This window comes from Phytohabitans houttuyneae (assembly GCF_011764425.1).
Taxonomy (GTDB): Bacteria; Actinomycetota; Actinomycetes; order Mycobacteriales; family Micromonosporaceae; genus Phytohabitans; species Phytohabitans houttuyneae.
In genome coordinates, this window is sequence record NZ_BLPF01000002.1 from 2334803 (window position 1) to 2355139 (window position 20337).

At 75.0% G+C, this 20337-nt stretch carries 14 protein-coding genes and 1 pseudogene; 3 read left to right on the top strand and 12 right to left on the bottom strand.

Annotated elements, in window-relative coordinates; genetic code table 11:
• Nucleotides 1-23: 23 nt before the first annotated feature.
• The 9 genes and pseudogenes from Phou_RS33605 to Phou_RS33635 all read right to left on the bottom strand — a co-directional run bounded on the left by Phou_RS33605 (nt 24) and on the right by Phou_RS33635 (nt 14520).
• A complete protein-coding gene (locus tag Phou_RS33605; RefSeq protein ID WP_281365128.1) occupies nt 24-3935 on the bottom strand; it encodes an amino acid adenylation domain-containing protein in 3912 nt (1303 codons plus the stop codon).
• On the bottom strand, nt 3842-5272 hold the full coding sequence (locus Phou_RS53425; RefSeq protein WP_246274030.1) for a condensation domain-containing protein: 1431 nt from the start codon (nt 5270-5272) through the stop codon (nt 3842-3844). Before Phou_RS53425 ends, Phou_RS33605 begins: the two co-directional genes overlap by 94 nt.
• Nucleotides 5269-8211, bottom strand: a complete 2943-nt coding sequence (locus Phou_RS33610; RefSeq protein ID WP_173063716.1) for a condensation domain-containing protein — start codon at nt 8209-8211, stop codon at nt 5269-5271. The genes Phou_RS53425 and Phou_RS33610 overlap by 4 nt, the downstream gene beginning before the upstream one ends.
• A gap of 3 nt (nt 8212-8214) precedes the next feature.
• Nucleotides 8215-10050 (bottom strand): HAD-IIIC family phosphatase, encoded by a 1836-nt coding sequence (locus tag Phou_RS33615; protein ID WP_173063719.1) that lies wholly within the window; start codon nt 10048-10050, stop codon nt 8215-8217.
• Between the two features lie 411 nt (nt 10051-10461).
• On the bottom strand, nt 10462-11037 hold the full coding sequence (locus Phou_RS53430) for an aromatic-ring hydroxylase C-terminal domain-containing protein (RefSeq protein ID WP_246274117.1): 576 nt from the start codon (nt 11035-11037) through the stop codon (nt 10462-10464).
• A gap of 144 nt (nt 11038-11181) precedes the next feature.
• A pseudogene (locus tag Phou_RS53435) lies at nt 11182-12230 on the bottom strand (FAD-dependent monooxygenase); the annotation flags it as partial.
• 52 nt (nt 12231-12282) lie between these two features.
• On the bottom strand, nt 12283-13170 hold the full coding sequence (locus tag Phou_RS33625; protein WP_173063722.1) for a helix-turn-helix domain-containing protein: 888 nt from the start codon (nt 13168-13170) through the stop codon (nt 12283-12285).
• Between the two features lie 32 nt (nt 13171-13202).
• Nucleotides 13203-14066, bottom strand: coding sequence for an alpha/beta fold hydrolase (locus Phou_RS33630; protein WP_173063725.1), 864 nt, complete (start codon nt 14064-14066; stop codon nt 13203-13205).
• An 82-nt stretch (nt 14067-14148) separates the two neighbouring features.
• Complete coding sequence (locus Phou_RS33635; RefSeq protein WP_173063726.1) at nt 14149-14520, bottom strand: VOC family protein; 372 nt, start codon at nt 14518-14520, stop codon at nt 14149-14151.
• Nucleotides 14521-14745: 225 nt separating this feature from the next.
• On the opposite strand from Phou_RS33635, the gene Phou_RS33640 reads away from it, so the two are divergent.
• Nucleotides 14746-15711 (top strand): LLM class flavin-dependent oxidoreductase, encoded by a 966-nt coding sequence (locus tag Phou_RS33640; RefSeq protein ID WP_173063729.1) that lies wholly within the window; start codon nt 14746-14748, stop codon nt 15709-15711.
• Between the two features lie 6 nt (nt 15712-15717).
• Here Phou_RS33640 and Phou_RS33645 read toward each other — a convergent pair whose 3' ends face one another.
• The 3 genes from Phou_RS33645 to Phou_RS33655 form a co-directional block, all read right to left on the bottom strand.
• Nucleotides 15718-16452: a phytanoyl-CoA dioxygenase family protein gene (locus tag Phou_RS33645; RefSeq protein ID WP_173063732.1), complete on the bottom strand. Its 735-nt coding sequence runs from the start codon at nt 16450-16452 to the stop codon at nt 15718-15720.
• 65 nt (nt 16453-16517) lie between these two features.
• Nucleotides 16518-17402 carry an AraC family transcriptional regulator gene (locus Phou_RS33650; RefSeq protein WP_173063735.1) on the bottom strand — a complete coding sequence of 295 codons (885 nt, stop codon included), beginning with the start codon at nt 17400-17402 and terminating at the stop codon, nt 16518-16520.
• A 4-nt stretch (nt 17403-17406) separates the two neighbouring features.
• On the bottom strand, nt 17407-18159 hold the full coding sequence (locus Phou_RS33655) for a FadR/GntR family transcriptional regulator (protein ID WP_173064972.1): 753 nt from the start codon (nt 18157-18159) through the stop codon (nt 17407-17409).
• A gap of 120 nt (nt 18160-18279) precedes the next feature.
• Here Phou_RS33655 and Phou_RS33660 point away from each other — a divergent pair, with 120 nt between their 5' ends.
• Entirely contained in the window at nt 18280-18987 is a 708-nt protein-coding gene (locus tag Phou_RS33660; RefSeq protein ID WP_173063737.1) for a FadR/GntR family transcriptional regulator, read from the top strand.
• Between the two features lie 14 nt (nt 18988-19001).
• A complete protein-coding gene (locus tag Phou_RS33665; protein WP_173063740.1) occupies nt 19002-20264 on the top strand; it encodes an ABC transporter substrate-binding protein in 1263 nt (420 codons plus the stop codon).
• Nucleotides 20265-20337: the final 73 nt, after the last annotated feature.

Genomic DNA, 20337 nt, shown 5'->3' on the forward strand with positions numbered 1-20337 from the left:
CCAAGCGGCGCCAGACTACCGCCTCAGCCCGCGCCGCCCGGCGTCCGGCGGCCCAGCGCGGCGAGGCCCACCAGGTCGTCCGGCTCGGCGTCGGGCACGTCGTCGTCGAAGCGGGCCAGCACCGGCACCCGCAGCGAGACCGCGACGAGCGCGGCGATCGCCAGGCCGCAGAGCAGGTACAGCAGCCCGGTGCCGCGGCCGGCGCCCGTGCCGATCACCGCGCCGAGCGAGCCGGCGAGCGGACCGTCCGCGTCGACCAGCGGCTGCAACGCCGCGCTGGCCAGGGGTGCGAGCAGGTACCCGAGGGACAGCACCGAGAGCGCGACCATCTGGTTGAGCGCGATCACCCGCGCGTGGAAGCGCTGCGGCACCTTGGTGTGGATGATCGTGATCCACGCGCCGTTCACCAGCACGAGCGCGAACGACAGGCCGAACGTGCCGGCCGCGATCAGCGCGACCGACGGCCGCAGGCCGGTCACCGCGGCACCCGCCGCGATCCCGGCGGCCGCCCAGAGCAGCCCGCGCATCCGGTGCCGCTTGGGCCCGCCCCACAGCGCCATCACCAGGCCGCCGGCGACCGCGCCGGCCGCCGACACCATCGCCACGCGGCCCGCGTCGGCCAGCGAGCCCACCGCCAGCACGAGCGGGGACACCAGCACGAGTACCGCGGCGAGCGGCGCGTTGAGCCCGACGAAGAACAGCAGCATCGCGCGCAGGCCGGGGCGGCGGAAGAAGTAGTGGAACCCGCCCCGGATCTCGGCGAGCACGCTCTCCCGCCGCCGCCACGCCATCGTGCGCGGGAAGCGGACGGCGAGCAGCACGGCCACGCAGACCGCGTAGCTGGCCACGTCGAGCAGCAGGATGCCGAGCATGCCCAGCGAGTGCAGCAGCGCCACCGCGACAAGCGGTACGAGGAACTGCGCCGCGCCGGTCGCCAGCTGCACCACCCCGTTGGCGTGGCCGAGGTAGTGCTTGGGGACGAGCTGCGGCACGGCGGAGGTGTACGCGAGGCGCTGCAGGGTGAGCGCGACCGACAGCGCGGCCAGCAGTCCATAGAGGACGGCCGGGCCGAGCGCGCCGGTGGCCAGCAGCACCGCGAGCGCCGCCTGGATGAGCCCGGCGAGGACGCTCGCGCCGATCAGCGCGCGGCGGCGGTCGCTGCGGTCCACCAGTGCCCCGGCGACCGGCGCGACGAGGATGCCGGGCAGCACGCCGGCCACCGCGAAGAGCGCGAAGCGCAGCAGCGAGCCGGTCTCCAGGTACGCCCACAGGGGCAGCGCGAACTCGGTCAGCGCGGTGCCCGTCATGGACACGAGCTGGCCGGCCGCGACCGCGAGGAAGCGCCCCATGCTCGGCCGCGGCCCGCGGGGCGGCTCGGGCGGGCCGTCGGGCGGGGGCGGCACCGGGCCGGTGACGATGCCGGCCAGCTCGGCCGCCCGGTACTTGAGGAAGTAGTGCCCGGCCTCGTCCAGCACGACGAGCCCGGTGCGCGGGGACAGGAAGCCCCACTCGCGGAACCGCTCCTGGTGGTAGTCGGTGCCCGGGTCCTTCTCGCCGACCACCGAGACGATCGGCGCGCGCAGCGGCGTGACCCGCTCGCCGAGCAGCCGGGTGAAGTACGCCTCGGCCTCCTCGGCGTCGCGCCGCATCGCGCGGATCAGGTGCCGGCGCTGCGCGGGCTCCAGCGCGCCGACGTCCGCGCCCATCGACTGGAGCCAGTTCGCGTACACGGTGTCCGAGCGCAGCCGCTCGAAGCGCAGCAGCGAGGCGAGCCGCGGCCGCGCGAACGGGAAGACCCCGCCCAGGTAGACCGCGTCGACGGCACGGCCGGCCGCTTCGAGGCGGCGCGCCACCTCGACGGTCAGCGCCGCGCCGGGACCGCAGTGTCCATAGAGGACGAGCGGGCCGGGCACGCCGGACAGCACCTCGTCCACCACCCGGGCGGCCACCTCGTCGAGCGGCCGCGCCTCCTCCGCGAGGCCGAGGTCGTGTCCGGGCACCGCGACCGCGTAGAGGCGCACCCCGTCCGGGAGCGCGTCGGCCAGCGGCTGGTACACGACCGCGCTCGCCCCGCCGTACGGCACGCAGACCAGCGACCGGGTCGCGGCGGCCGGTGCCCGGGTCAGCTCGTGCAGCAGCGGTCGCGGGCCGCCCGGCGCGCCGAGCCGGGACAGGCCGCGCACGGTCGGGTGCTTGAACAGGTCCATCGCGGTGACCGGGAACGGCAGCCGGCCGCGCAGCCGGCTGACCGCCTGGATGGCGAGCAGCGAGTGCCCGCCCAGTGCGAAGAAGTCGTCGTCGACGCCGACCCGCTCGACGCCGAGCAGGTCCCGCCAGACCTCGGCGACCGCCTCCTCGACCGGCCCGTCCGGCGCGACGAAGCCGGCGGCCGGGTCCGCCGTGGGTGCGGGCAGCGCGGCCCGGTCCACCTTGCCGTGCGCCATCCGCGGCAGCGCGTCGAGCCACACGGCGGCCGCCGGCAGCATGTACTCCGGCAGCGTCCCGCCCAGCCGCTCGCGCAGCTCGCCGACGGTCAGGTCGGCCGCGCCGGCCCGCTCCAGGTACGCGACGAGCCGCTCGCCGTGCACGACCACGGCCGCGCCGGTCACCTCGGGCAGCGCGGCGGCGGCCGCCTCGACCTCGCCCAGCTCGATCCGGTAGCCGCGCACCTTCACCTGGTGGTCGCGGCGGCCGAGGAACTCCAGGTCGCCGCCGGGCAGCCAGCGGGCCAGGTCGCCGGTGCGGTACAGGCGCCCGTACGCCGAGCTGTGCACGAAGCGCTCGGCGGTCAGCTCCGGCCGGTCCAGGTAGCCGCGGGCCAGCCGGTCGCCGCCGATGAAGATCTCGCCAACCGCGCCCGCCGGCACCGGCCGCAGCAGCCGGTCGAGGACGTGCACGCGGGCGTGCGGCAGCGGCCGGCCGATCGGCGTGGTGACCGAGCCGGGGTCGACCTCGGGCCGCACCTCGTACGTGGTGACGCCCACCGTGGCCTCGGTCGGCCCGTAGTGGTTGACGATTTTGGCGGCGGACAGGCCCGCCAGCTCGCGGGTCCAGTCGGCGCGGGACGCCTCGCCGCCCAGCAGCAGCGCCCGCCGCGGCAGCAGGTCGCCGGCCGGCACCTCGGCGGCGAGCGCGGCGAGGTGGGTCGGCGTCAGCTTGAGGTAGTCGATCCGCGCCGCGGCGAGGTGCGCGGCGACCTCCTGGGCGGTGGCCCGCCGCGGGATCAGGTGCACCCGCCCGCCGGTGTGCAGCGCCAGGAAGAACATCGTGACCGCGAAGTCGTACGACAGCGACTGCATCAGCCCGTAGGCGGCGCCGTCGACGACGCCCAGGCGCTCGCGTACGCCGTCGAGGTAGCGGACGAGCTGGGCGTGCCGCACCGCCACGCCCTTGGGGCGCCCGGTCGAGCCGGAGGTGTAGATGACGTACGCGAGGTCGTCCGCGGCGGTGACCGGCGGGAGCGGCCCGGACTCGCCGCCGGTCACGTCGGTGACGACCCGGCCGGCGTACCCCGCGAAGAGGCCGGCCAGGTCGGGCGACGTGAGCAGCACGTCGGCGCCCGCGTCGGCGAGCAGGTACGCCAGCCGGGCCGGCGGCTGCTCGGGGTCGAGTGGCACGTACGCCCCGCCGGAGCGCAGCACGCCGAGCACGGCGACCGCCGCGGCGGTGGACTGGGCGAGGCAGATGCCCACCCGCGAGTCCGGCCGCACGCCGAGGTCGCGCAGCCGTGCGGCGAGCCCGTTCGCGAGGCGGTCCAGGCGGGCGTAGGAGAGTGTGTCGCCGCCGTGCACGACGGCGGGCGCGTCCGGGGTGCGGGCGACCCAGCCGCCGAAGCCGTCGGTCAGCAGCCCGGCCCGCGTGCCGGATCCGCCGCCGTCGGCGTAGGCGGACAGGACAGCCCGTTCGCCGGGCTCGAGGAGGTCCAGAGTGGACAGCGGCGCGGCCGGTGCGGCGCTGACCTGGCGCAGCAGCGCGCGGTACCGGCGGAACAGCCGCTCCACCGTGGACGCGTCGAGGAGGTCGGTGTTGTACGTGACGGTGCCGACCAGCCCGTCCCCTCGTGGTGCAGGTACAGCGCCAGCTCGTGCCGGGTCGTCGCCGGCGCCACGTCGAACGGCGCCACGGTCAGCGCGCCGAGGCGGCTCGCCGGTGCCTTCGCGTAGTTCTGCACGGCGAAGCTGACCTGGAAGACCGGTGGCCGCCGCACGTCCCGGGTCACCTTCAGCTCGCCGACCAGCCGCTCGAACGGCAGCTCCTGGTGTGCGAACGCGTCGATCGCCGCCTCGCGCACCCGGCCGACGAGGTCGGCGAAGGACGGGTCGCCGGCCAGGTCGGCGCGGAGCACGACGGTGTTGACGAAGAGCCCGACCAGCCCTTCGGCCTGCGGCTGGCCGCGCCCGGAGACCGGCACGCCGACGCCGAAGTCGTCCTGGCCGGCGTGCCACCCGAGCAGCGCCTGGAACCCGGCCAGGAGCACCATGAACGGCGTGGCCCCACCGGCCCGCCCGACGGCGGCGAGCGCGCCGCACAGCCCGGCGTCGAGCCGGAACGTGTGCACCGCGCCGGACGAGGTCTGCTCCGGCGGGTGGGGCCGGTCGGTGGGCAGCTGCAGGGCGGGCAGGCCGGCCAGCCGCTCGCGCCAGTAGTCGAGGTCGCGCCCGGTCGACCCGAGCGCGCGCTGCCAGCGGGCCCAGTCGCCGTACCCGATCGGCAGCGCGGGGAGCCCGGCCGGGCGCCCGGCGAGCGCCGCGTCGTAGAGCGCGCCGAGCTCGGCCAGGATCACCTCGGTGGACCAGCCGTCGCTGACGATGTGGTGCATGGTGAGGCAGAGCACGTGATCGTCCGGGCCGAGCGCGACGAGCGCGGCGCGGAAGAGCGGCCCGGCCGCCAGGTCGAACGGCACGGCGACCGCCCGCGCGAGCGCGTCGCGCGCCTCCGCCTCGCCCTCGGCGCGGAGCAGGTCGAGGGGGACCGCCCCGGGTGCGGCCACGTCGAGCACCGGCTTGCCGTCCACTGTGGCCGGAAACCGCATGCGGAGGCTGTCGTGCCGGGCCGCGAGCGCGTCCAGCGCCGCGCGCAGCGCCGGCACGTCGACCGCTCCGGCGACGCGCAGCGGCAGCCACATGTGGTACGTCGCGGTGCCCGGCGCGTACTGCTCCAGGAACCACATCCGCTCCTGCGCGTACGACAGCGGGGGCGGGCTCCCGTCGGTGGCGGGGGTGATGGCCGGCGCGGCGGCCGCCTGCCACCGCCGCGCCAGCGCGGACGTCATCGCGCCAGCTCCTCGAGCGCCTCGGTCAGCCCGGCCACGGTGGGGTGGACGAACAACAGCCGGACGGGCACGTCCAGGCCGGTGGCCGCGTTGATCCGCCCGATCACCCGCATGGCGTGCAGCGAGTGGCCGCCGAGCCCGAAGAAGTCGTGGTGCACGCCGACCTTGTCCAGCCCGAGGACCTCGGCGACGACGCCGGCGACGAGGTCCTCGCCCTCGGTGCGGGGAGCCGTGTACCCGACCGGCGGTGGCGGCGGCGGTGCGGCGGCGGCCCGAAGCGGGGCCGGTTCGGGGATGCCGGCCAGCACGGCCTCGTCGACCGGGCGGTCCGGCGCGGCGGCGAGCAGGCGCAGCAGGTCGTGGTAGCGGGTGGCGAGCGCCTCCACGGCGGCGGCGTCGAACCGGCCGGGCGGGTACTCGAAGACGAGCTTGACCTCCCCGGTCGCCGTCGGCACCGCGATCAGCGTGAGGTCCACATGGGAGTGTCCGGCCGGCACCGGCAGCACGTCGGCGCAGAGGCCGGCCCAGGCGATCTCGTGCAGCCGGTGGTCCTGCATGCTGAAGCCGAACCCGACCAGCGCCGGCCGCCCGGGCGCCCGGGGCGGCGCGAGCGCGGCGACCACGGCCTCGAACGGCGCGTCCTGGTGCGCCAGCGCGTCGGCGAGGGCCGCGCCGACCCGCCGCACCGCCACGGGGAACGGCGGCTCGCCGCCGAGGTCGGCGCGGACGGCGACGATGTTCGTGAAGTCGCCGACCACCCGCTCGGTGCCCGGCTCGGTGCGGCCGCCGGCGAAGACGCCGACCGGCACGTCGTCGCGCGCGGTGTAGCGGCGCAGCAGCAGCTGGTACGCGGTCAGCAGCGCCGGTGCGAGGCTGATCCGGCCGGACCCGCCGGCCGCCGCGGACAGCCGCTCCGCGAGCTCCGGCGCGAGCATCCGGACCGCCTCGCCGGGGACGTCGCCGGGCGTGGCGGGTGGCGGGAGCGGCAGCGCCGGCGGGGGCGCCAGGCCGTCCAGTGTGGAGCGCCAGTGCGCGAGCGCGCGCTCCAGGCCGCCGCCGGCGAGGGTGCGCCGCTGGTGGGTGGCGACGTCCGGGTACTGCACCGGCGGGCCGTCGAACGCCGGGCCGCCACCGGTGACGCGCGCCGAGTAGGCCGCCGCCACCTCGCCGACGACGACACCGAGCGACGCCGCGTCCATGACGAAGTGGTGGCCGATCAGCAGAAAGACGCTCTCTTCCGGCCCCGCCTGCAGCAGCGCCGTCCGGACCAGCGGACCCCGGTCGAGGTCGAACGGGTCGGCCCGCACCCGGGCCACCCACCGCGCGGCGTCCACGGAGGACTCCACGCGCAGCGGCGAGCGGAGCGCGCCGACGACCCGCTGCCGCGGCTCCTCCGGGCCCGGCACCGGCACCGTGCGCAGCCCGTCGTGGCGGGCGACCACCTCGTCGACGGCGGCCGCCAGCGCGGCCACGTCCAACGGGCCGCGCAGCCGGATCGCGGTGGCCACGTGCGCGCTCGCCGCGGCCGGGTCCACCTGGGCCGCGAGCCAGGCCCGGCGCTGGTGGTACGAGCAGTCGCGCTCCTCTTCGCCCTCCGTCCTCGGTGGACGGGGCACCGGCCGCAGGCGCTTGAGCAGATGCGCCCGCTGCTCCGGCGAGAGGTGCTGGATCCGGTCGCGCACGGACGCCTCCTTGGCCGTCGTCGGTGGCACCGCCGCGGCACGGGTGCCCAGCAGCCCTTCCAGCCGGTCGCAGGCGGCCTCGACCGCCGCCGCGGAGTCGACAAGGGGTGCCCGTTCCCGGGCCCGGGCCGGGTAGCCGGGGTCGTCCAGCACCCGCGTGAGCAGGTCGGCGGCCGCCGATGCCGTCCAGCGGGCCGCGGGCAGCCACTCGGCGAGGCCCAGCCGCCGCAGCCGGGCGGCGTTGTCCGGCCGGTCGGTGCCGTGCGCGAGGATCACCTGCGGCACCCCGGACGCGATCGCCCGCGCGCAGGTGAGCACGCCGCCGTGGTGCACCACCGCGGCCACCCGCGGCATGAGCGTGCGGAACGGCAGCGCCGGCTGCCAGAGCACGCCCTCCGGCAGCGACTCGGGGAGCAGGTCGCGGTGGCGGCAGACGAGGATGCCCGGCCGGCCGGCGCGGGCGCAGGCCTCCGCGGCCACCCGGTACCACTCGCGGTGCAGCAGCTGCCCTGAGCCGCCGGTCAGCAGCACCGGCCGGCGCTCGGCCGGCACGCCGTCGGCGACCAGGGCCCGCACCTCGGCGGGCAGGGCGCCGGTCTCGGCGTCGTCGTGCAGCACGAAGCCGGGCAGCGCGGCGCCGTCCGGCGCGCGGTCGCCGGCCGCGTCGAACCACCGCGGCCACAGCCCGAGCTGGAGGTCGGCGGAGGAGAGCCACGGCGCCCAGTCGTCCACAGGGGACAGCCCGGCCGCGGCGCGCACCCGGTTGGCGGGTCCGGCCAGCGTGCGCGGGAAGAGCCGTTCGGTCAGCGGCACGGCCATGAAGAGGGTGGGGGAGAGGGCGAGCCAGGCCGCCGGTACCCGGTGGGTCTCGCGCAGCATCAGCACCGACAGGCCGGAGGTGTGCCGGCTCACCGCCACCACCTGGGCCGGGTCGCGCTCCCGGACCAGCGCGGCCATCGACTCGTACTCCTGGCGGATCTGCTCCCACAGGCCGTTGCGCTCGTAGTAGTCGGCCAGGTGGTTGACGTCGGCGAGGACGTTCAGCAGCAGGTGCTGGGCGTCGTGGAGCGTGCGGGCGTACGCCTCCTCGGTGTCGACCGGCACGAAGTCGAGGCCGGCCGCGCGGGCGGTGTCGCCGTAGTACGCGTGCGTGTGCAGCACGACCTCGTGGCCCCGGCGGCGCAGCGCCTGCCCGATCCGGATGAACGGCAGCACGTCGCCGTTGGTGCCGTAAGTGCTGACCAGGAACGTTCCCATGGCTCAGCGGTCGGCATCGAGCAGCGCGCGGACCTCGTCGTCGGAGAGCTGTTCCAGCTCGGCGAGCAGGCTGTCGAGGCCGTCCGTGGCGTGCTCCCGGATCGTCCGGGCGATGCCGGCGACGGTGAACGCGTCGGTGAAGAGGGCGTCGACCGGCAGCTCCACGCCGAACTCGTCGCGCACCCGGACGGCGAACCGCACCAGCGCGAGCGAGTGGCCGCCCAGCTCGTGGAAGTTGTCGTGCACCGACCCGGGCGGGAAGTCGAGCAGCTCGGCCCAGATCGCCGCGACCCGCGCCTCGGTCGGGTCGTCGGTGCGCACGGTCGTGGCCGGTCCGTCGCGGCGCGCGTCGATCGCGGCGAGCACCCGCGCGGCGGACGTGAGACCGCTCGCGACCCGGTGTACCCGCTCGGCGTCGGCGGGCGCGGCGGGGCGGGCGGCGACCGTGCCGGCCACCGGCGGGGGTGCGCCGGCCGGCGGCTCGTACCGCGCGGCGCGGGCGTCCTGCGTGGACAGTGCGAAGGTGTCACCCTCGCGCCGCACGCCCGGCAGGCCGGTCAGGAAGTCGTACGCCGGGCGGTTGCGGCCGGTGGGCGCGTACGCCAGGGCGATGCCGGCCAGGCCGCGCTCCGCGGCGAGCGTGCCGAGCGCGGCGAGCACCCGGTGCTCCACGCCCCGCCCGAGCACCCGGCAGCTCAGCAGGAAGGTCTCCACGCAGAGCCGGCGGTGGACCGGGTCGACACTGTGGACGACGACGCCGACCTGGCCGTACGAGCCGAACCTGTCGCGCACGTCGACCACCAGCACCTCACCGTCCACAGCGGACAGCTCGGCGGCGCCGCGGCGTACCGTCGTGAGGTTGAACTGGTTGGTCCGCTGGGTGAGCTGCGCGGTGCGGGCGAGGTCGGCGGGCGCCATCGGCCGCACCTGCACGACGAGGTCGAGCCCTTCCAGGAAGCTCGCCATCGACGGCGCGGCCGTGCCGGCCGCGCGGCGCCGCGCCTCCACGGCGTAGCGTTCGGCCCGCTCGCGGTCGTCGTCGGTGACCGACGTGAGGTCCAGCGGCCAGCAGTGCCGCAGATATCCCGGCACCGCCTCCGCCTCGGCGGGGAGCGCCAGCGCGAGCACCTCCGGGTGTGCGGCGCGCACCTCGGCGACCTCGACCGGGTTGTCGTCGAGGAAGACGAAGCTGTCCAGGCCCAGGTCGAGCTCGGCGGCGAGCGCGGCGAGGTTGGCCGACTTCGGCGCCCAGTCGATCCGGTGGGCGCTCACGTGCTCGGGGCGCAGCACCATGTCCGGATGCCCGGCGAGCACGGCGAGCACGTCGGCCTCCGCGTTCTTGCTGCAGACCGCGATCAGGCGGCCGGCGGCCCGCTGGGCCAGGAGCAGCTCCTGGAACGCGCGCCGGGCCGGCGGGACGCGCACGCCGAGCGGGCCGTCCTCGCCGACCACGCCGTCCCACAGCGTGTTGTCGGCGTCGACCGCGACCACCTTGGGTCGCGGCGTGACCCACGCGTGCGTCGCGCGGGCCACGGCGGTGCCCAGCGCGGCGAACATCGCCCGCGTGTACGGCACGTCCGCGGAGCGCTCGCCGTACTCGTCGAAGTAGCCGTCCACCGGGTAGAGCGCGGCAAGGTCGGCGGAGGTCACCACGCGTACACGGGCGTCGCCGGCCAGCGCCTCGGCGAGGCGGAGCTCGGCCTTGTCCTCCGTGCCGGGCGGGCCGGGACAGCAGACCACCAGGTGCGGGACCGGTGCGCGCCCGGCGCTGTGCCGCACCGCGGCGGCGAGGTCGTCGGCCTCCGCCTCCCGCCAGCGGTCGAGGCGGACCAGCACCACGTTGACCCCGTGCCGGTTGGCCGCGAGCGGCCCTCGGCCTCCAGCAGCGCCTGGAACACCTGGTTGTACGGCGCGAACGTGGTCCGCGCGGGCATGCCCAGCTCGTCCCACCAGTGGCGCAGCGACTCGTCGATCGGATCCGCCGTGAAGCTCGCGGCGACGGCCACGCACAGTGCGTCCACAGTAGATGGTCCCCTCGTGTGGTGCGTCGAGGGAGGCACGGGCGTGGGAGCGCTCCCATTGACGACGGTAGACAGGAGTCTAGCCATGGGGCGGGGGCTGTCAACGCCTCCCGGCGCCGCGCGAGAAACCGTGGTATCGACGCATCTGCCGAGGTCAATGTGGCGGTGGGAGGTCCGTGATGGCCGCCCGAACCTGGCCCAATGGCCCACCCACTTTGATCCGTTCGGGCTATCCGACCGCGCCGGTGGACAGGCCGAGCACGCGGCGCAGCGCGTCCCGGAGATCGCCGGCCGCGTCCGCGGTGGCGGTGCCGGCCCGGAAGCACACGTGGTTGTCGGGGCGCAGCAGCAGGCAGCCGCCGTCCTCGACCTCGCGGAGCCGGGCCCAGTCGCCGTACAGGTCCTCGTAGTCGGCGCCGGGCCCGATCGTGACCGCCGCGACGGGCACACCGAGCTCGGCGCCCACCGCCGCCGCGGCGGCCACCCAGCCGGTGCCGCCGACGCCGGTCAGCACCGTGAAGCGCCCCTGCCCGCCCAGGTCCAGTGTGGACACCCGGGCCCGGCCGCGGCAGACCCAGGCGTGCGGGACCTTGGCGCCCGGCCAGGTGGTGGCGTGGTGGTGCAGCTCGTCGTCGCGCGGGTTGCGCGGCCGCGGCGACCCGTCCGGGACCACGGCCGCGGAGTCGTACCGCTGGTTGAGCTCCACGCCGAGCGTGTTGAACTCGTAGTTCTTGAGCGCTATCGCCTCGCGCAGCTGCTGCCGCTGCCGCTCCGCCTCCGCCGTGGGCAGCTTGCGGGCGTCCATGTTGCGGCGCAGCTGCGCGTGGTCGCCGGTGGAGAGCAGCCCGAGCGCCTCGAAGACGCGCGCGGTCTCGCCGATGCTGCGGTTGGCCCGCTCGACGATCTGCCGGCCCACCGGCGCGCGCTCGCTCGTGTACGTGTCGAGCAGCCGCGGGTCGGCCGTGCCGTCGAGCACGAGCTTGAGCTTCCACGCCAGGTTGTACGCGTCCTGTATGGACGTGTTGGAGCCGAGCCCGTTCGACGGCGGGTGCCGGTGCACGGCGTCGCCGGCGCAGAAGACCCGGCCCGGTGGTACACCCGCGCGTACTGGTGGTTGACCGTCCACGCCGACGACGAGCGGATCGTGACCGGCACCGAGTCGTCGCCGATGAGGTGGTGCGCGATCCGGCGGGCGTACTCCTCGGTGAGGTCCGGCGGCGGGCCGTCGATGTCGTAGCCCCACACGATGAGCCACTCGTGCCACGGCCGTACGCAGCGGACCAGCCCCATGCCGATGCCGCCGACGTCCGAGCCGGTCTGCAGCACCCAGTAGAGCGTGCTGGGGCGGTGCGCCGTGTACCGGGTGAGGTCCGCCTCGAAGACGATGTTGATGCTGCCCGCGACGCCCATCCGCCCCACCATCGGCAGCCCGATGTCCTCGGCCACCTTGCTGCGCCCGCCGTCGGCGCCGATGAGGTACTTCGCGCGGATGCGGTACTCGTCGCCGCGCAGCCGGTCCCGCACGGTCGCGGTCACCCCGGCCGCGTCCTGCTCCAGCGACAGGTACTCGGTCTGGTAGCGCAACGACGTGCCGCGGGCGACCGCGTTCTCGACCAGCACGGGCTCCATCAGGTGCTGCGGCATGTCGCAGATCCGCGAGGGGGAGGCGAGGTCGTGCTCGGCCTGCCGCAGCGGGTGCGTGTACCAGGTGCGCAGCCGACCCAGCTCCTCGCCGGCGAGGCTGGAGCAGAACGTGGTGTCGCCCATCAGGTGCTGCGGCGTGGCCCGCGCGACGACCTGGTCCTCGACGCCGGCGTCGCGCAGCACCTCCATCGTGCGCTGGTTGGTGATGTGCGCGCGGGGCGTGTCGGCGAGCCGGCCGTACTTGGTCACCACGATGTTGGCGACCCCGTAGGTGCTCAGCAGCAGCGCGGCCGCGCCGCCGGCCGGTCCGCTGCCGACCACGAGGACGTCGGTCTCGACATCGAACGACAGCATGGCTCAGTGTGCGCCGGGCGCGGCTCCCCGGTCCTGCACGTTTCCGCTGTCCTCACTGCACGGAACGCGCGCGGCGGATCGCCGCCGGCGTCGTGCGCAGGTGCGCCTTCAGGACCCGGGTCAGGTGCTCCTGGTGCGAGAAGCCGCAGCGCACGGCCACGTCGGCGATCGGCGCGGAGGTGTCGCGCAGCAGCGCGCAGGCCGCGTCGACGCGCAGCTGCACGAGGAACTTGTGCGGCGTCAGCCCGGTGCGGGTCTTGAACTGCCGGGCGAACTGGCTGACGCTCAACCCGGCCGCCCCGGCCATCGCGCGCAGCGGCACCGGCTCGCCCAGACGCGCCGCCACCAGGTCGCGCACGGCGGCCCACTGCCGGTCGCCCAGCCCGGAGCGGGGTGCCGGCACGGCCGCCGGCCGGTGCGTCACGCTGTGCGCCCGGGCCAGCTGGGCGGCGAGCGCGTGCCCGAGGTGGTCGACGTACGTGCGCGCCGACGGCTCCCAGTGCCGCAGCACCCCGTCGAGCGTCAGCAGCAGCTGCTCCAGCAGCGGGTCCAGGCTGCCCAGCTCCTCGGCCAGCTCGACCGGGGCCGCGCCCTCGTGCACCTCCTGGAGCGACTCGTCCGTGAGGTACGCGTGCACCGTGTCGAGGCGGCCGCCGAGCTCGACGGTCAGGTCCTTGCCGGCCGGGTGCACGAAGAGCCCGCCGGGCGGGACCGTGCGCGAGCGGGTCAGGCCGAGGTGGCCGCGGCGCACGGTCACCGGCCCGTTGAGGTGCAGGATGACGAGGTGGCTGCGGGCGCCCTCGAAGGACGCCTGGTACGGCTCCTCGCACTGGGTGGAGACGTAGAGGTGCTCCCAGCCCATCCCGCCGCTGGTGCGCTCGGGCCGGACCCAGGGCTGGCGGAGGATGCCGTTCGTGTCGTGAACGCCAAGCTCCGCCATTGCCACGTCATAACCCCGGAACAGCGTGCCGGTCAACCCTCGTCGAGGATTTTGCGGAGCGCGACCGCGAAGCCGGCCGCGTCGCCACCCATGCCGTACTCGGCGGGCAGGTAGGCGCCGTGGTTGCCCGGCACGACGACCGCCTCGGTGCCGAGCCCTTCGGCGACGGCGAGGCCGCCGCGGTACGCGAGCTCACCCTCCGACTCCGCGCCCACCGCGACGACGATCCGGGTCGGTGCCTGCGCGAGCGCGTCGAAGTCGGGCTCGTAGTGCGTGCAGGTGATGATGTTCTGCGCGAGCAGCGGGTCCTCGCGCGTGCCGTCGTCCTCGGTGGGCAGGCCGAAGTCGGCCGCGCCGGGCCCGGGCCGCTCGGCCTGGTCCGCCGGTACCGGCCCCTTGACCATGCTGATCGAGATGAACTTCGCCATCGCCGGCCCGAAGCCGTCCCGCTCGTACGTGTCGCGGATGTCCCGGATCGCGGCCAGCGCCGCGTCGCGGTCCGGCAGCAGCGCGGCGGCCGGCGGCTCGTGGGCCACGAGCGTCCGCACCCGCTCCGGGTGGCGGGCCACGAGGGCCAGCGCGTTGATCGCGCCGCCGCTGCTGGCGAAGACGTCCACCGGCCCGCCGCCGAGCGCGGCGATCACCCGCTGGACGTCGTCGGCGTGCTGCTCCGGCGTGACTTCGCCGCTCGTGGACCGCGGGCTGCGGCCGGTGCCGCGCGGGTCGTACCGCACGACCGTCCGGTCCGGGAACTGCTCGGCCAGCGCCGCGAACCCGCTCGCGTCCATCGGCGAGCCGAACAGCAGCAGGGCCGGCGCGCCGCCCTCGGCCGGGTGTACGTCATAGGTCACGACCGCGCCCGGCGCGTCGATGGTGTGCGTCTGGACGGTGGTCATGGTCTCTCCCTCGGTGTTCATGCCGGGTAAGACGGCCCGCCCGCCGCAAACTCATCGGCCCGCCGGGCGCGGATCGCGCGGGCTAGCTCCCGGGTGCGCGGGTCGCCACGATCACCCGGTTGCCGTCCGGGTCGGTCACCGTGGCCATGCGCTCGCCCCACGGCTGGTCGGCCGGCTGCTGGAGCACCGGCACGCCGGCGGCGCGCAGCGCGTCGACGGCGGCGTCGCAGTCGTCCGTGTACGCCCAGAGGGTGACCCGGTCGTTCGTCAGGTCACCCGGCCGGTCCTGCTGGCCGATGCCCAGGTGCGAGCCGCCGAGCTGGACCGACACGTAGCCGGGCTCGCCCTCGGGCGGAAACTGGTAGGTCACGGTGCCGCCCAGCAGATCGCGGTAGAAGCGCAGGGACCGTCCCAGGTCGGGGGTGGTCAGGATCGGGAAGAGCTCGTCGAACATGGTTACCTCCTACCCGATGACGATCGGGGCGGGCCCGATTCGACACCGGGCCGGCTTCCGGTCCGGGGCAGCCCGCCGCGCCACGGCGGTGCCGGTGCCGGCGCCCGGTCAGCAGCCGGTGGCGGAGGCGGCGCACAGGCGGCCCGCGGCGGGCACGCGTGACGCCGCGCACAGGTTGCCGGCGATATGTGGACGCTGTGTCCGCTTAGATCTAGCCTCGGCGGTATGAAGCGTGTGGGCGTCGTCTTCGGCAGCATCACGCCGCCGGAGCAGATCGCGACCGTGGCCCGGCGGGCCGAGGAGCTGGGTTTCGGCGAGTTCTGGTTCTCCGAGGACTGCTTCTTCTCCGGCGCGATGTCGGGTGCCGCGCAGATCCTGGCCGCCACCCGCACCGCGCCGGTCGGCACCGGCGCGATCTCGGTCGCGACCCGGCATCCCGCGGTCGCGGCGATGGAGCTCGCCGGCCTGGCCCGCACCTACCCGGGCCGCGTCGTGCCCGGCGTCGCGCTCGGCGTGCGGTCCTGGCTGGACCAGCTGGGCGTGCTGCCGGCGGCGCCGCTGGCCGCGCTCCGCGAGACCGTCGGCGTGCTGCGCGGCCTCTTCGCGGGCGAGACGGTGTCCGTCGACGGGGGCGCGCACCGCCTCGACCGCGTGCGGCTGGACTTCCCGCCGCCGGAGCCGCTGCCGGTCCACGTGGCCGCCGTCAACGAGAAGGCCCTGCGCCTGTCCGGCCAGATCGCCGACGGCACGATCCTGTCCGTCCTGTCCGGCCCGACGTACGTGCGGTGGGCCCGCGAGACCATCGCCGCCCGCCGTCCCGACCACCGCGTGACGGCGTTCGCGCTGTACTCGGTGGACACCGACCGCACCCGCGCCCGCCGCGCCGTCCGGGACGCGGTCGCGATGTTCCTGGCCGCCGAGGCGACCAGCGCGCTCGTGCGCGTGCCCGGCTACGCCGCCGAGCTGGCGGACCTGCTGGCCGGCGGCGCGGGCGCGCCCCTCGCCGAGCGGATCCCGGACGCCTGGCTCGACGAGCTGGCGGTGGCCGGAACGCCCGACGAGTGCGCCGCCCGCCTCCGCGCCCTCTTCGACGCCGGCGCCGACTCGGTGTCGCTGTGGCTGTTCCCCACCGACCAGGCGGTCCGCGTCGCCGAGCTCACCGCCCGCGACGTCCTCCCGCGCCTGGGCTGACCGTCCTCACTGGACGGGGTTGCCGGCGAGGTTGCGGCCCCGCGCGTGCCAGAGCAGGTGGCCCTCGTTGCGGGGGTGTGCCGGGTCGAAGCGCAACGACTGGGAGAAGTACCGGATCGTGTAGCCGGCCCGGCGGCGCGGGCTGCGGTTGGCGCCGGCCCCGTGGACGATGCGGGCGTCGTGCAGCGAGCACTGGTTGGCGTCCAGCGCGAAGTCGACGGCCTTCGTCTCGTCGACCTCGCCTTTGACCACGCGGTCGAACGAGTTCGTGTCCGGGTCGGCGAACTCGTACTCGCCGCCGGCCTCCAGGTGGCTGCCGGGCAGGACGCGCATGCAGCCGTTGTCGCGGTCGACCGGGTCCAGCGCCAGCCACACCGTGGCGATGCGGTCCATGCGGTCGAAGCGGTCCTGCCAGAAGTACGAGTCCTCGTGCCACGGGGTGGCCCGCCCGCTGTACGCCTCCTTGGACAGGAACGCGCTGGCGAACAGCCCGATGTCCGGGCCGATCACCGGCTCGACAAGGTCCAGCAGCGGGTCGGACAGCAGCAGGTCGAGCAGGCGCGGGTCGCGCTGGTGCGGCATGTCCAGCTCGCCGCTGTCGCCGCGGGAGGCGCCGGCCAGGTGCTCCTCGAAGACGGCCTTGAGGCGGGCGAAGTCGCCGGGCGGCAGGACCGGTTGGCGATACAGGACGTACCCGTCGGTGCGGAACTGTTCGGCTTGCTGAGCGGTCAGTCGGTTCATGCCGGAAAGTCTGCGGCGTGGCCTGCTCCCAGGTCTTTGGGCGACCCTGCCACCTGATTGGCAGATCAGGACACGGACAGCACCGGCCGCAGGTCCGCGGCGTGCCGGAATCGGCCCGGCGGGCTGCCGAGGCGGCGCGTGAACGCCCGGGTGAAGCCGGCCACGTCGCCGTACCCGACCGCGGCGGCGATCCGCTTGATGGGCAGGTCGGTGCGGACCAGCAGCGCGGCCGCGTGGTCGAGGCGGGTCCGCTCGACGTACCCGGCCGGCGACTGTCCGACATGGACGGCGAAGAGGCGGGACAGCTGGCGGCGGGAGAGGTGCGCGTGGCGGGCCAGCTCCTCCACCGGCAGCGGGCGGTCGAGGTTGTCCTGCACGTACCGCAGCACGAGCCGGACCGCGGCGGTGCCGGCCTCGGGCGCGGCGGCCGGGGTGGGGCGCAGGCCCTCCGTCCCGGCCTGGGCGAGCGCCACGAGCAGCGCCCGCGCGACCGACGTGATCGCCGCACCCCGGCCGGGCAGCGCCGGGCCGTCGCCGGTCGCGCGCAGGGCCGCCCAGAGGGCCGCCACCCGGCTGTGCCCGTCGTGGGCCAGCGGGCGCGCCGACCCTGCGAACGCGTCGAACAGCGCGGCCAGCTCATCCCCGCCCGGCGGCAGCCGCAGGTGGAACGCCACCCACGCCAGCCGGATGCCGGGTGCGCGCCGGCTGACGATCCGGTGGGGTACGCCCGGCCGGGCGAACAGCAGCGATCCCGGGCCGATCGGGTGCGTGCGGCCGTCCACTGTGAACTCGCCGGTGCCGGCCTCGACCCAGCACACCTCGTAGTACGTGTGGCGGTGCGGCGGGTTGACCACCGTGTCGGCCATCTCCGCCCAGTGGTAGACGTCGACGTCCACCGGGCCGAGGCGGATGGCGCCGGGCTCGGCGTTCAGCAGGTCGGTCCACGCCACGCGCTCACCCCTCCAGGGCGCGGGTGACCACCTGACGCACGTCGCGCAGGTGCTCGACCATGAGCCGGCGGGCCTTGACCGGCGCCCGCCCGCGGACCGCGGCCAGGATCGCCAGGTGCACGTGGTGGTCGTGGTCGCGGTCGCCGTACAGCGCCTGGATGTACCGCTGCTCCTCGTCGTGCAGGTCGATGAGCGAGTCGAGCACCTGGGCGAGCGCGCGGTTGCCGGCGAGCCGGGCGAGCGTGCGGTGGAAGGCCATGTTGGCGGCGTGCAGCGCGCCGTCCGGCCCGGCGCCGGGCCCGCTCCGCTCGCCGGGGCCGCCACCGACCCCGAGGGCGGAACCGGCCCGGTCCAGGCTCGCGGCGAGCTCGTCGAGCTGGGCGTCCGTCGCGTGCCGGGCGGCCGACTCGGCCAGGTGCGGCTCGATCAGCTCGCGGGCCTCCAGCAGGTCGAGGATCGCGGTGGCGTCCAGCCGCAGCCGGTTGGGGTTCACCATGATCAGCCGGGCGAGGTCGGCCCGCACGTACACGCCGGAGCCGTGCCGAAGCTCGACCGCGCCGGTGGCCTCGAGCCGGCGCAGGGCCTCGCGCAGCGTCGGGGTGGCGACCAGGAAGCGCTCGGAGAGCGCCCGGTTGGAGGGCAGGCGGTCGCCGGGGCGCAGGCCCTCGTCACGGATGTGGGCCAGGATCCGCTCGGTCAGCTCGTCGAGGAGCTTGCGCCTGGCCACGGGCGCGCCGGCGCCACGGGAAACGGACATCGGGGAGGACACGGCGGTCATTCTCCCGTCCAATCGAGATCAAGGGCTAGACACCTAGTGAACAAGTCATCTAATCTCTTGGTCACTTTACAGGCAGGAAACATACCGCGAGGAGGGGTCGTGACGGTAGCGGATGACGAGCTGCGCCGGAGCCTGTCCGACGCGCTCATCGGCCGCGTCGTCGACCTCATCCGCACGGAAGGGCTCGGGCCCGGCGACCGGCTCCCGTCGGCACGGGTGCTGGCCGAGCGCTTCGCCGTCGCGACGCCGACCATCCGGGAGGCGCTGCGGCAGCTGCAGGCGACCGGCGCGATCGACATCCGGCACGGCTCCGGCATGTACGTGAACGCCGCGCTCCAACGGGTCGTCATCGCCAACCCCAACCCCCCGACCCTGGACGTCGAGCAGCTCGCCGAGCTGCTGGACGCCCGGCTGCTGGTCGAGCCGTACCTGGCCGGCCTGGCGGCGCGGCACCGCAGCCCGGCCACCACGGCGGCGCTGCGGCGCTCACTCGATGCGGCGGAGCGGCACCTCGCCGGCGACGACACGCGGCTGCACGAGGCCAACATGGCCTTCCACCGCGCGGTCGCGATCGCCAGCGGCCACCGCATCCTGCACGAAGTGCTCGACTCGCTGCTGGCGGTGCACGCCGGCGAGCAGCGCGAGATCCTGCAGATATTCGACGACCGGTCCCGCGACCACGAGGAGCACCGGGCCGTCCTGGCCGCCGTCGAAGCCGGCTCCGAGGAGCAGGCACGTCGACTGATGCGGCGACACCTCGAGGACGTGGCGGACGTGGTCGCCCGCCGGATGTCCACATCGGAATGATTTCAAGAAAGGTGATGTCCGTGCGGGCACGCGTACTCACCGCTCTGGTCGCGGCCGCGTCGCTGGCGCTGGCCGCCTGTGGCGGCGACTCCGGCGACGATGGCGGCAGTGGCGGCAAGACGGAACTGAAGCTCTACAACGACAAGGGCGCCTGGAGCCCGTTCTTCGAGGACCTCGGCAAGCTGAGCAAGGAGCAGATCGGCATCGGCATGACCCCGGTCGGCTACACCGACGAGCCGACGTACTCGGCCTTCATCAAGGCGTCCTTCCGCACCAACGACAAGCCCGACCTGTTCACCTGGTCGACCGGCGGGCGGCTGCAGGAGATCGTCGAGGCGGGTCAGGTGGCCGAGACGACCGACCTCTGGAAGGAGGCGGTCGCGGCCGGCGACCTGTCCAAGGAGCTGGAGGAGACGTACACGTACGACGGCAAGCAGTACTGCGTGCCGCTGAACATCTCGTACTGGGTCATGTTCTACAACAAGAAGGTCTACGACGAGGCCGGCCTCAAGCCGCCGTCGACCTGGGCCGAGCTGATGTCCAACGCGGACGCGCTCAAGGCCAAGGGCGTCACGCCGTTCTACCAGACCTCCGTGCTCTTCAGCTTCGTGTGGTTCCAGCAGCTGCTCATCGGCACCGACCCGGACCTGTACAACAAGCTCGCCACCGGCGAGGCCAAGTACACCGACCCGGGCGTCGTGGCCGTCATGGAGCGGTGGAAGCAGATGATCGACGGCGGCTACTTCTCCGACGCCGGAAGCAAGGAGGATCCGGCCGTCCAGCTCAAGAGCGGCAAGACCGCGATGGGCATCTTCGGTACCTGGTTCAACACGAGCATGACCCAGCAGGGCCTCAAGCCGGGCACCGACTACGGCATGTTCGCGATCCCGAACGTCGACCCGGCGCAGAGCAAGGTGACGATGGCGTTCGAGAGCGGTCCACTGTGCTCGCTGGCCAAGGCGCCGGACACCAAGGCGAGCACCGACTACATGAAGTGGTGGGTGCAGCAGCCGGCGCAGGACAAGTGGGCCAACAGCCGCGGGGACGTCTCCGCGAACCCGAAGGTGGCCATTCCCGACCCCGGGCTGAGCGCGATCGCGAAGTCCGCCGGCGGGGGCGAGTACACGCTCGCCAACCGGTACTTCGAGGCGGCGCCGGCACCGGTGCTGACCGCCGCCCTGGACGCGTTCGGCGCGTTCATGGTCGACCCGGGCAGCTACCGCAAGCAGCTGGAGAACATCCAGAAGGCGGCCGACGACTACTGGAAGGGCCGCTGATGTCGGTCGCCACGGCGACCCCGGTCGACTCCCCGGCGGCTCCGGCCGTCGGGGGAAGGCCAGGCGCGGCGAC